12 protein-coding genes are annotated in these 12,213 nt (G+C 70.0%); 1 reads left to right on the top strand and 11 read right to left on the bottom strand.

The genetic code is table 11. The features are described from left to right. Positions 1–4 precede the first annotated feature (4 nt). The gene (locus tag FHX82_RS36150) at positions 5–1,204 is read right to left on the bottom strand and encodes an FAD-dependent monooxygenase (protein WP_145933515.1); all 1,200 of its coding nucleotides are present in this window, start codon (positions 1,202–1,204) and stop codon (positions 5–7) included. A gap of 196 nt (positions 1,205–1,400) precedes the next feature. Between FHX82_RS36150 and FHX82_RS36145 the strand changes: the two genes are divergently transcribed. After that, positions 1,401–2,207, top strand: a complete 807-nt coding sequence (locus FHX82_RS36145; RefSeq protein WP_145933514.1) for a dioxygenase family protein — start codon at positions 1,401–1,403, stop codon at positions 2,205–2,207. Between the two features lie 59 nt (positions 2,208–2,266). Here the strand turns inward: FHX82_RS36145 and FHX82_RS36140 are convergent, their stop codons facing one another. From FHX82_RS36140 to FHX82_RS36095, 10 genes are all read right to left on the bottom strand, one after another. Then, positions 2,267–3,829, bottom strand: a complete 1,563-nt coding sequence (locus FHX82_RS36140) for an FAD-binding oxidoreductase (protein WP_183177067.1) — start codon at positions 3,827–3,829, stop codon at positions 2,267–2,269. A gap of 27 nt (positions 3,830–3,856) precedes the next feature. After that, positions 3,857–5,185 carry a hydroxymethylglutaryl-CoA lyase-like TIM-barrel protein gene (locus FHX82_RS36135; protein WP_145933512.1) on the bottom strand — a complete coding sequence of 443 codons (1,329 nt, stop codon included), beginning with the start codon at positions 5,183–5,185 and terminating at the stop codon, positions 3,857–3,859. A gap of 99 nt (positions 5,186–5,284) precedes the next feature. Next, positions 5,285–6,106 (bottom strand): ABC transporter ATP-binding protein, encoded by an 822-nt coding sequence (locus FHX82_RS36130; RefSeq protein ID WP_145933511.1) that lies wholly within the window; start codon positions 6,104–6,106, stop codon positions 5,285–5,287. Continuing rightward, complete coding sequence (locus FHX82_RS36125) at positions 6,103–6,918, bottom strand: ABC transporter permease (RefSeq protein ID WP_145933510.1); 816 nt, start codon at positions 6,916–6,918, stop codon at positions 6,103–6,105. Before FHX82_RS36125 ends, FHX82_RS36130 begins: the two co-directional genes overlap by 4 nt. Before the next feature lie 12 nt (positions 6,919–6,930). After that, positions 6,931–7,716, bottom strand: coding sequence for an ABC transporter permease (locus tag FHX82_RS36120; protein WP_145933509.1), 786 nt, complete (start codon positions 7,714–7,716; stop codon positions 6,931–6,933). Between the two features lie 3 nt (positions 7,717–7,719). Continuing rightward, positions 7,720–8,595: an ABC transporter substrate-binding protein gene (locus tag FHX82_RS36115; RefSeq protein ID WP_183177066.1), complete on the bottom strand. Its 876-nt coding sequence runs from the start codon at positions 8,593–8,595 to the stop codon at positions 7,720–7,722. Between the two features lie 190 nt (positions 8,596–8,785). Next, positions 8,786–9,721, bottom strand: coding sequence for an amidohydrolase family protein (locus tag FHX82_RS36110; RefSeq protein ID WP_145933507.1), 936 nt, complete (start codon positions 9,719–9,721; stop codon positions 8,786–8,788). Further along, a complete protein-coding gene (locus FHX82_RS36105) occupies positions 9,714–10,538 on the bottom strand; it encodes an SDR family NAD(P)-dependent oxidoreductase (RefSeq protein ID WP_229880260.1) in 825 nt (274 codons plus the stop codon). The genes FHX82_RS36110 and FHX82_RS36105 overlap by 8 nt, the downstream gene beginning before the upstream one ends. Before the next feature lie 230 nt (positions 10,539–10,768). Then, on the bottom strand, positions 10,769–11,701 hold the full coding sequence (locus FHX82_RS36100; RefSeq protein WP_145933505.1) for a fumarylacetoacetate hydrolase family protein: 933 nt from the start codon (positions 11,699–11,701) through the stop codon (positions 10,769–10,771). Between the two features lie 26 nt (positions 11,702–11,727). Beyond that, on the bottom strand, positions 11,728–12,213 hold a 486-nt coding region (locus tag FHX82_RS36095), incomplete at its 5' end, for a MarR family winged helix-turn-helix transcriptional regulator (RefSeq protein WP_183177065.1).

Genomic DNA, 12,213 nt, shown 5'->3' with positions numbered 1-12,213 from the left:
GTGCTCAGCCCGAGAACGCCGGGGTGGCGTCGGGGTCGTACTCGTAGATCCAGCCGTTGGCGACCAGCGGATCGCTGTCCGCGAACGCCGCGTCCCGGGCTTGCTGGTCGGGGCCGTCGGGCAGGTGGTTGATGTGCGACCGCCCGCGGCTGATCTGCTGCAGCTTCGTGGTGCGTGAAATCCGCAGCGCTTCGTAGCGCTGGAGCGCCCCGGACGGATCGGTGGCGTCCGCGGCCAGGCACCGGGCCAGTACCGCGGCGTCTTCGAGTGCCTGTGCCGCGCCCTGTGCGAAGAACGGGAACATCGGGTGCGCGGCGTCCCCCAGCAGCGTCACCGGACCGTGGCTCCACCGGGACAGTGGCGCCCGGTCGAGCAACGCCCAGCGTCCCGGCACACCGCCCGCGCGGATCAGCTCGAGCAACCGCGGGTCCCACCCCTCGAACTCGGCCAGGAACTCCTCGACCGTCGCGGTCGCCGACCACGACTCCACCGAGTAGTCCCCGGCCGGGGCGAACGCGACGAGGTTCACCAGTTTCCCGGCGCAGATCGGGTAGTGCACCAGGTGGTGGTCCGGACCGATCCAGAGTGTCTGCGCGTTGCGGCGGGCCAGTGACGGCGCCCGTTCCGCCGGTACCAGCGCACGGAACGCGCACATCCCCGAGTACACGGGGGCGGGTGACCCGGTGAGAGCGCGGCGCACGACCGAGTGGACACCGTCGGCACCGATCACGACGTCGGCCTCGACGACCTCGCCGTCGTCGAAGCGCAGCGCCGGACGGTCACCGCGCTGCATCAGTTCGACGCATCGCCTGCCCAGCTGGATTGCGCCGTCGGGAACGGCCGCCCGGACGATCTCGAGCAGGTCCGCGCGGTGCACGGTGTAGGTCTGCTCGCCGTAGAGCCTTTCGCAGGACGCCGTGAGTTCTTCGGCGGACAGCACGGTGCCGTCCTGCCAGCGGCGGAACTCCCAGCCGACGTCCAGCCGCACGGCCCGCCGCTCCAGTTCCCCGAGTACGCCGAGCCGGCGCAGCAACCGGGCGGCGTTGGGCGCCACGACCAGGCCCGCGCCCACCTCCTTCAGCTCGGGTGCCTGCTCGTACAGCCTGCACGGCAGACCTGCCCGGTGGAGGAACGCGGCGGCCGCGAGACCGCCGATCCCGGCGCCGACGATGGCGATCTCGGGTGTACTGCGACGTTGGGTCATCTCCACTCCACTCCCGCGCTTCCTCGGCCGGATGTTGCCGGACCACGGGGGCGAACGGGCGGGGGTGGTCGTTCAACGAACATCGGTTCGAGCCGGAACACATAGCTCGTTCACAGTGTTCACCGGACTGGTCCTCAGGAACCGCCCCTACGGTCCGAAAACGGGTTTTTCCCGAACCGACCGAAGGAGAATGTGAATGCATGACGACGACCGCCCGGTGGGCAGTGTGGTCAGCCGGCGCCGGGCACTGGCCATCCTCGGTGGCACAGGCGCCGTGCTGACCCTCACCGGAGCAGGCATCGCGCAAGGCAGCACACCGGCGGAAGCCGGCCGGACCGTCGACTGCGTCGCCAAACCCGAAGCGATCGAGGGCCCGTACTTCGTCGACGAAATGCTCAACCGCTCCGACATCCGCAGCGACCCCTCCGACGGCTCCGTGGTCGAAGGCATCCCGCTGCGGCTCGACCTGCAGGTGCTCCAGGTCAACGGCCGGTGTGCCCCGCTCCGCGGCGCGCAGGTCGACATCTGGCAGTGCGACGCACGGGGCATCTACTCCGACATGGCGGTGGAGAACACCACGGGCAAGAAGTACCTGCGCGGGTACCAGCTGACCAACGGCGCGGGCAACGTCCGGTTCACCACGATCCTGCCGGGCTGGTACACCGGCCGGACCGTGCACATCCACATCAAGATCCGCACCACCGGCACCGACGGCAACCCGTACGAGTTCACCTCGCAGCTCTACTTCACCGAGGAGTTCAAGGCCACCTACCTCAACACGGCGCCCTACATCGACGAAGGCGCACCGGACACCACCAACGACACCGACTTCATCTACGCCGAGGGCGGTGACCAGATGGTCCTGCGCCCCCGCAGGCTGGGCCACGGCTACAGCGCGAACTTCGCGATCGGCCTCGACCTGTCCGACACGGCCGTCGGCGCCGACGACAGCGACACGTCCGGTGGCCTCCCGCCGGGCGGCACGCCCCCGCCGGCTTCGTGATCCTGGCGGTGTGGCCGCCCGCGTGCCACGCGGGCGGCCACACCGCGGTTGCCCTCCGGTCAGCCCTCACGCATTCCCGACGGCCAGATGCCCTGTTTGCCCGGGGAGAGGATGCCCGCGGGGTCGACCGCATCCTTGATCTTCTCGACGAACCTGCGGTACGCGTGGTGACCGAAGGAGAACTGGTCGGCGGCCAGGTCCATGAAGTCCAGGTGCGAGCGGTACGGGCCGTACCCGCGTTTTCCCGCCTCCTGGATCAGCTTCGCGACGATGTCGTAGACCTTGCGGGTGCCCTCCTCGTCGCGGAAGTCGAAGTTGCTGCCACTGACGTAGATCCCGCTACGCGCGTTGATCGCCATCAGATCGGTCTTGTAGTCCAGCCCGGCTTCCTCGACCAGGGGCCGGAACGTCTTGACGAACTCCAGGACTTCGGTGCCCCGCAACGGAACCACGGGTGCGAAGTCCATGTGCCCGCCGTAGTTCCCGGCCGCCCAGCCCGCCATGCCGACGAGGTCGAGGCTCGGCACGCCGGTCACCACGCGATCGGAAGCGCTTTCCAGCTCCCGCGCGCCGTCCGGGGTCGTCTTCTCCCCACGGATCTTCGCACCGGGGATAGTGGAGAACGCTGCCCGCACTTTCTCGAACTTGTGGTCCACGATCGCACTGTCGCCCCACAGCGCCATCCGCAGCATCCAGCGCCCGATGCCCAGTTCCCGGCCGATCCGGTCGAGGACCTCCTCGGGCATGGGGCCTTCGCCGTCGTACCAGTCCTTGCGGTTCGACACCATCGCCGCGGCGCTCGGGGTGTTGAAGATGCAGGGCACGCCTTCGACGGTGCGGTCGAGCAGCAGCGCGCGCAGCGTGTCGACGAGGGCGCGGATGTCGTCCTCGGCGTCGACGGTGACGGTCACGGGCATGATGGCCTCGGGCTGTGGCTGGAGCCACACGCCCATCTTCGTGACGATGCCGAAGTTCGACTGCATGAACAGCTGGTCCAGAGACGGCCCGAGACCGCGCCGGTACAGGTTCCAGGTCGCGCTGCCCGGCACGCCGCCCATCCCGGTGCGCAGCACCTGCCCGTCGGCGAGCACAACCTCCATCCCGCACGGAGCCTGGAAGTCCTGACCGTACCCCAGATACGTGACGCCGTGGTCGAGCGAGTTGCCGATGAGGCTGCCCCAGCCGATGTCGGGCACCGAGAGCATCAGCGGGTGGCCACCGGCCACGAGCGCGTCGTGCAGCTGCTGGAAGCTGACGCCGGGCTCGACGCGCGCGTAGGACAGGTCGTCGTCGATCTCGAGGATCTTGTTCATCCGGCGCAGGTTCACCGTCACTGAGCCGTTCAGCCGCGGACCCGCGCCACCGTAACCGTTGTTGCGTCCCTGACTGTTCGTCCACAGTGGAACGCCGTGCTCGGCGGCGACCCGCACGATCGCCTGGATCTCCTCCACCGTCTCCGGCTGCAGCACGACCGAGGGCCGGTAGTCCGTCCAGCCGGCGGGCTGGAACGGGTCGCGAAACTCGTCGAACTCCGCGCCCGAGGTTAGGACGTGGCTCGCGCCGACGATGCCCTCGAAACGGCTGATCGCCTTCGCCAGCTCGGCCTCACTCGGACCATGCACTCGTACCATGCTCACTCTTCCTCTCCCTCACGCGCCGGTGACCCGGCGCGCGATCTTCCGGATGTCCTCGTCGGACAGCACCGCGCCGCTCGCGGCCATCTCCTCCCGGCAGGCGCGCAGGATGTCGCCGACCTGGTCGTTGCTGGGGTCCAGGCCGAGTTCGGACAGCTTGTCCGCCAGCGTGTAGGGGCCGCTGAACGGTGTGAACGGCACCGTCCGCTCGTTGCCGACGGAGCTCGGCTCCAGACAGTTGTGCAGGAGCGTGTCGACCGTGACCTCCTGCGTGATGAAGTCCAGCCCACCCCAGTTGAAGGCCAGCGGCCCGGTGACCGGATGGTTCCAGGCGACCCGGTAACCCGTCAGCTCCTCGCCGGCACGGGCCAGCGCGGTCAGCTCGGACATCCTGACCCCGGTCGCGACCCCGTAGAGGACCTCGAACGCGAGCGTCGTCGCGGCGAGGTCGGCGTTGCCGGGACCACCGCAGTAACCGTTGGCCGACAGCTCGATGGTGCGCGCGCCCGCACGCACGGCCGCGACCGCGCAGGCCACCGCGAGGCCGAACGTGTTGTGCGGGTGCAGCCCGACCTCGACGTCCGGAGCCAGCTCCCGCACCCGGCTGACCAGTGCGGCGTAGGCCTCCGGGCCGACCGCGCCCGGACCGTCGAACAGGGTCAGCTCCGTCGCGCCGGCGGCGGCGAGCGCGGCGACGGTCTCCTGCAGCAGCTCGGCGTTGAGGTAGGACACCATGAGCATCGGCGTGGTGACCCGCAACCCGCGTTCCCGGGCACGCTCGACCAGGCGCGCCGCCGACCCGACGACCTGGGCGCGGGTCCGGATCGGCGAGGTCTCGCGCCAGTCCTCACCCGCCCACGCCTGGTCGTAGATGCGCTTGTAGATCTGCGACGTCTCGCCGAACCCGTCGACCCAGACCTGAACGCCGTCGTAGCCCGCCTCGGCGGCGCGGTCCACGTCGGCGTCGGCGAAGACCAGCGGGCAGAGGATCCCGCAGTCGGCGCTCTCGTCCTTCACCGCGGCGACCTCGGCCTTGAGCTCGTCGAGGGTGCGGCCGGCGGCACCGGCACCGGTCACCTCGGCGACGCCGGCTCGGACCAGGCGGCGCACGTAGGTCAGCTTCGCCTCTTCGGCGGCCGCCACGCCGGGCATCGCCTCGATGGAGCGCAGGGTCGAGTCGCGGAACCGCACGGTGCGCGGCATCGCGCCGACCACGGCCGGGTCCCGGTTGAGCGGACTCACGGACCAGCGACCGGGCTCGTAGGCACCGGGCACGCGCCGGCCGGCTATTTCGGCGCGGAAGGTGGCGATCTCGTCGTCGGTGAACACGGGTGGTTTCTGCACGGAGGTACTCCTCGTCGGGGTTCCGGACCGTTGAAGGGCATGCTGCGCACCGCTGGCCTCGACGAGGCCGCGGGAGAGAAGACCGGTGGTCCGCCCCGGTCAGACGCTTTCCTTGTGGGGCGCGGCCACGACGGGCGTCGCGGCCGAATCCTCGCCACGGATCTGGGACAGCACCCGGGTGCGCAGCTCGGCGAACCGCGGTTCCGCTCTCGTCGAGAGCTGGTCCCGGTCGGTGCCCAGCGCGACGGTCAGCGTGTCGAGCACGCCGGTCGGTCTGCCACCGAGGACGATCACCCGGTCACCCAGGTACACCGCCTCGTCGATGTCATGGGTGACCAGCACGACCGTGATGCCCAGCTCCCTGCGGAGCCGCAGCGTGAGGTCCTCCAGGTCGAACCGCGACTGGGCGTCGACCGAGCCGAACGGCTCATCCATCAGCAGTACCGGCGCGTCGTAGGCGAGCCCGCGGGCGATGGCCACTCGCTGCTGCATCCCACCGGACAGCTGCCACGGGTACTTGTCGCCCACGTCGCGCAGGCCGACGGACGCCAGGCACTCCTCGGCGCGCCGTCGCCGCTGCGCACGCTTGACTCCCCTGCCCTGCAAGGGAAACGCCACGTTGTCCCAGACGCGCATCCACGGGAGCAACGATCCCCGGTAGTCCTGCGACACCACGGCGATGTCGGAGTGTGGCCCGGTCAGCGCCTGGCCGGCGTAGCTCACGGTGCCGGCGGTGGGCTTGGAAAGCCCGGACAGACAGCGCAGCAGCGTCGTCTTGCCGGCCCCGGAAGGCCCGACAATGCAGACCGACTCGCCGGGCTCCACCTTCAGTGTCAGCCCGCCGAGCACGTGGTGCGCGGCCGCGCCCTGCCCGTAGGTCACGCCGACGTTGTCGACGACGAGTTCGGCTCCACGGGTCATGCGACGACCTCCTCGATCTCGGGCGGTTGCGCGGCGACCGGGCGGGAGGCCGCCCGCCGCGGCGGCCGCTGGTGGTACCAGCCGAGCAGGAAGTGCTCGGCGATGAGCAGGGCGACGCTGAGCACGTAGCCCAGCACGCCGATCAGGATCGTGCCCGCCCAGGTGTCGGCGACCTCGAAGTTGGTCGCGCTCTGCAGGATGAAGTTGCCGAGCCCGACCGACGAGCCGTAGATCTCGCTGACCACCATGAGGATCACGGCGATCTGCAGCGCGACCCGGATGCCGGCCACGATCTGCGGCACCGCGCCGGGCAGGATGACCCGGCGGAAGCGCAGGAACCAGGGGATGCGGTAGCTCCTGGCCGTCTCGTGCACGGCGGGCACGATGGCCTGGACCCCGCTGACGGTGTTGAGCAGGATCGGCCACACCGAGCCCAGGAAGATGAGGAAAACCTTGGGCCCGGTGCCGATGCCCAGCGCCAGGATGATGACCGGCACGAACCCGACGGTCGGGGTGGCGCGGGCGAAGTCCAGCAGCGGCGCGGTGGCCAGCCGCAGGACGCGCACCTCGCCGATCACCAGGCCGGCGGCCACGCCCACGACGGTGGCGATCGCGAGTCCGAAAAGGATGTTGCGGAGACTGAACCCCAGGTCCGCCACCAGGTCGCCGTGGACGAACTCGGTCCACAGGGTGGACAGCATCGTGCTCACCGGCGGGAAGTAGAAGTCGGTGCTGCCCGCGGTGAAGACCAGCAGCAGCACGAGGATCAGGACCGGCAGCCACGACTGGCGCAGGAAGGACTTCCACGGCATGTCGGGCTCCTCTCAGTTCGTGTGCGCCGGCGCGCGCCACCGCAGCAGGTGACGTTCCGAGGTCTGGGCCAGCAGGTTGATTCCGAAGCCGAGAAGGCCGGCGGCGAGGATGAACGCGTACGCTTCGGCCGAAGCGCCGGCTTGCTGGCGCTGCACGATTTCGTGCCCCATGCCCGGCAGCGTGGTGAGCACCTCGACGCCGATCGCCACGAGCACCGACATGGTCGCCGCGACCCGCAGCCCCGTCATGATCGACGGTGACGCCGCGGGCAGGACGACGCGACGGAAGCGCAGCAGCCGCGGGATCCGGTAACCGTGGACGGTCTCCCGGACCGCGGCGGAGACGCTCCGCGCGCCGTACTGAGCCTGCAGCAGCATCGGGAACACACAGGCGAGGAACACCACTGTCGCCTTCATCTCCGGCGTGGATCCCAGCACCAGCAGGAAAACCGGCAGCAGAGCGATCACCGGGAACGCCCGCAGGACGTCCACGAGCAGCCGGGTGGACTCCTCGGCGACCGGGTACGAGCCGGTGATCAGCCCGAGCGGGACGCCGATGACGATCGCGGCGACCAGCCCGGTGACCGCGCCGCGCAGGGTTTCCCCGAGCGCACCCCAGAATGAGCCGTCACCCAGCGCCTGGACCAGCGCACCGGCCACCGCTCCGGGACCGGGCAGCACCGCGGCGCTGAACAGTCCCGCCTCGGTGATCAGGGCCCACACAATGACCACCGCCACGAGCGCCGCCAGCTGCAGCAGCCGGATCGCGGGGCCGCCCTCACTCCGATACGCCGCCATGGGTCAGTTCCCCGCGCTCGCGGCGGTCGGCGCCTTGTCCCAGTACAGGTTCTTCTCGTCCGGCGCCTTGCTCAGCAGGCCGAACTGCACCGACATCTGGATGGTGGTCGTCATGACGCCGGTGTAGATGGTCTTGTCGTAGTAGTTGACCGGTGCCTTGTCGATGTAGTCGGCGGAGAGCTTGGTGTACTGCTTGTCCACCGCCCGTACGGCGTCGGGGTGGCTGTTGGCGTAGTCGATGCCCTTGGCGACGGCGTCGATGAACTTCTTCGCCGTGTCCCCGTTGGCCTGCAAGTAGCTCTGGCTCGCGAACAGCAGCCCCTGGTTGTACCCGAGCAGCTCGTTCATACCGTTGCCCATCGCCCGCAGGCCTGCCTGCTTGCCCGCGTCGAAGAAGGACGCGAACGTGTAAGCGGCGTCGATCTTCCCGCTCTGCACCGAGTCGTTGAGCGACGCCGTCGGCAGGGCCACGTAGTTGACCTTGCTCGGATCGCCGCCCGCCTGCTTGACCAGGTACTCGCAGATGAACTGGACACTGCCGGTCAGCGACGGCATGCCGACCGTCTTGCCCTCGAGGTCCTTGAAGGACTTGATGGGGCTGTCCGGCTTGACGAGCAGGCCGTCGGTCGCTTTGGTCTTCGAGTTCGAGGACTGCAGTGACGTGGTGGCGCGCACGGGCAGGCCCTGCACGGCGGCCTTCAGGAAGCCCTGGCCGTCGGTCATGGCGAACTGCGCTTCGCCGTTGAGGACCGACGGCGCGTTCTGCGCGGTGTCCGCCGCTCCCTCCTTGATCGTGACATCCAGCCCGGCGTCCTTGAAATAGCCTTGCTGCTCGGCGATATAGAGCGGTTCGAAGACCGCGCCGGAGGAACGCAGCACCGTAATCCGGTTCGAACCTGCGGCTACACCACCCGCACCGCCGGAACCGCACGCGGCGAGAGCCGGGACGAGGGCCAGGGCGGCAGCCGCGAGCAGTGCGCTGCGCCGGGGAATCCTGCCGGGTTCGAGGCGGGGGAAAGAGTGGGACACCATTGTCTCCTTCACTGGTAGCTGCATCGTACTGTCGACACTATTCGGGATCAAGGTCGACCAGACCCGCAACTGACCGCGATTCTGACGACACTAAGGGTGGGAAGTCGAACACCTCGGCGGGGTTTTCGACGAGCAGCCGATACCGGTCACCGGGGTCCGGCGCGATCCGTGCGAGGAGGTCGACCAGGAGCCCGTCGTCCGGCGCAGCGCCGGCGATGTTCACGTGCGGGTAGTCGGTTCCCCACAACACCCGCCCGGGAGCGTGGGCGACCACCGCGGCCGCGAGCGCGACGCCGTCGGCGTACGGCGGCCCGGCCAGCGAGATCCGGTCGACGCCGCTGACCTTGACCCACACCCGTCCTGTGTCGAGCAGCCGCCGCAAGACGGTCACCGCACGGTCCGGACCACGGCTCAGATCCGCTCGCCCGAGGTGGTCGAGCACGATCCGGCCGGGCACCGCCCGCACAAGGTTGTCCGCGCCCGCCAGGTCGTGCACGTGGACGTGCGTGCTCCAGCCGAGTTCGGCGACCAGCCCGCGGTGCTCGTCGATCTGCCGCCTGGTCGGCCCCGGCCCCAGGTGGGGCAGGAAGTTCAGCCGGAAGCCACGCACCCCGGCCTCGTGCAGCCGCCGGATCTCGGACGCACCGCTGTCCGGTCCGAGCAGCGCGACGCCGCGCAGCCGCCCAGGAGCGGCGGCGAGCGCGTCGAGCAGGGCACGGTGATCGTGCCCATGCGCGGATGACTGAACCACGACGGCACGGGAGATCCCGAGGTGCGCGTGCAGCGCCGCCAGTTGTTCCTTCGGGGCGTCGAACGGGGTGAACGTCCGTTCGCCGGCGTACGGGAACATCGCCGCCGGGCCGAAGACGTGGCAGTGCGCGTCGCAGGAACCGGGCGGCAGCACGAGCGCGGGCTTGCGCGGTGCCGGGTGCGGCGGCGGGCAGCCCACCGGAAAAGTCGCGAAATCAGTCACACCGCACCGTCATCCCGCCGTCGACCACGATCTCGGTCCCGGTGACGAAACGAGCCTCGTCCGAGGCGAGGAACAGGGCGGCGTAAGCGGTGTCACGGCCGTCGCCCATGAACCCGAGCGGGATCCGCGCCTGTCGCTGCGCGAGCAGCGCCTCGACATCGCCGCCGGCGCGCTGCGCGGCGAGCCGCGCTTCGACGAGCGGGGTGTGCAACTGCCCGGGAACGACCGTGTTGACCCGGATCCCGTCCGGCGCGTATTGCACGGCGGTGACGCGCGAAAGCTGGATCACCGCGGCCTTGGCCGAGGCGTAGGCGACCTGGGCGGCACCGGTCCAGCGCAGCCCGGACGCCGAGGAGGTGTTGACGATCGCTCCCCCGCCGGCGTGCTTCATGATCGGCACGACGTGCTTGCAGGACAGGAACGCGCTCGTGAGGTTGGTCCGGAGCTGGTCCTCCCAGTCCTCGGCGCTCAGCTCGGCGACGCCACCCGCCCGCGAGCCACCGACGTTGTTCACCAGGACGTCGACCCGGCCGTGCGCGCGTTCGCACTCCGCGAAGAAATCCGCGACGGCGGCCGGATCTGTGACGTCGAGCAGATGCGTGTGCGCCGTGCCGCCCTCGCGCCGGACCTCTTCCGCGGTCACCTTCACCGCGTCGGCGTCGCGGTCGGTGAGCACGACGGTGGCGCCTTCCCTGGCGAAGATCACCGCAGTCGCACGGCCGTTGCCCCAGCCCGGTCCCACACTGCCGGCACCGTTGACGACGGCGATCCGGCCCGCGAGCCGGCCCGGCCTCGCCAGGTGGTCCTCATCGGTCACGCTGAGCTCCTCCATCACGAAGTTCTGTCGACAGTTGATCAGCCATGTCCGAGCGTGATCATCGATCACCGTGCTTTTGGCATGTATCCACAGTGGACGTTCCGGCGACACGACTGCCGCTTCAGCTTAAGTGTCGACAGTTACCGGGTCAATGGCTCCACACGACGAGGATTCGTCACCTTCTGCCGACAGAACCGGTGACTTCGGGCGCCGTCCGCGACACGGCGCTGTCAGCCGCGCAACGGAACGATCTCGGCCGCGGGCGCGAGCACCGTGTCGATGGCGCCGAGCCTGCCCGCTTCGAGGCGGACCCGGTCGCCGGGCCGCAGCCACGGGTACCGGTCGAGGCCGTGGCGGGCCGACAGATCGGCGATGCATCCGGTACCGACCGTGCCCGACCCGATGATGTCACCGGGACGAAGCCGCGTGCCGCGCGACGCGTACGCGATCATCTCGCCGAAGGTCCAGTAGAGGTCCCGGAGGTTGCCCTCGGAGTAGGGCCGCCCGTTGACACTCGCGCGCAGTGTCACGGCCGGCCGTCCGGTTTCGCCGTCGAGCGGGAACTCGTCGGCCGTGACGAAGAACGGGCCGAAGCTGGTGGCCCAGTCCTTGCCCTTCACCGGCCCGAGCCCAGCACCTCGTTCGCGGCGTTGCAGATCGCGTGCGCTCCAGTCGTTCATGAGCACGTAGCCCGCGATGGCGTCCTGCGCCGTGGCCGGATCGGCGTCACCGAGGGGCCGGCCGACGACCGCGGCGACTTCCAGTTCGTAGTCGAGCTCGACGGCACCGGGCGCCGCGCGCACCTCGTCGCGCGGCCCCTGTGTGGCGGCGGGATTGGTGAAGTAGAAGACGGGAATCTCGTACCACGCCGGGTCGATCGACGCGCCGCGCGCGGCCAGGATGGGCTTGAGATGGTCCTCGAACGCCATGAAGTCGCGAATGGACGGTGGTTCCGGGATCGGCGCGGTGAGCACCACGTCGTCCAGCGCGATCACCTCGAGCGGGTCGGCGAGCACTTCCTCCGCCGCGCTCGCCAGATCGCCGCCCTCCCGGAGGAGGTCGACCAGTCCGGTGTGGGTCCGGCTGGCGTGCAGCCGGCCGTCGTCCGTGGCGACGGCGAGCCGCGGCACAGAGCTCGCTGTCCGGTAACTCGACCAGCGCATGGGATTCTCCTCGAAGTTATGGGGTTTCAGGCGCCGCGGCGCCGCGCGGAACGGCGTGGCTCGCCGACCGCCACGGGGACTTCGGCCGCGATCGTCCGCAACCGCGGACCGTCAGCGGCGAGCTGCTCCCACGCGGTCGCGTAACGGGCGAGCAGCGTGCGCAGGGTTTCGATCTCCCCGGCGGCGAACCCGGCCGTGGCACTGTCCTCGATCAGCCGCATCCGCTCACGCAGCGCCGCCACGAGAGCCAGGCCGTCCTCGGTGAGCGCGACCGGGCGCGTCCGGGCGTTCACGTTGCCGGGCGGCCGGGCCACGAGCCCCCGTGACTGCAGCTCGTTGAGCGGGCTGGTCAGCGCCTGTCGCGTGACCAGCGCGCGCCGCGCGAGTTCCGCCGCGCTCGTCGCACCGGTCTCCCCCAGCGTTTCGAGGATCAGCGCCTGCGTGCCATTGAGGTCCAGGTCCGCCAGCATCGCGCCGACCGCCTCGCCGGTGGCGACCCGGATCCGGTGGAC

Origin of the sequence: Amycolatopsis bartoniae, assembly GCF_014191255.1 — a bacterium.
In the GTDB taxonomy this organism is placed as follows: domain Bacteria; phylum Actinomycetota; class Actinomycetes; order Mycobacteriales; family Pseudonocardiaceae; genus Amycolatopsis_E; species Amycolatopsis_E bartoniae.
Note: the sequence above shows the minus strand (reverse complement) of the source record. Positions and strands in the feature narration are given on the sequence as shown.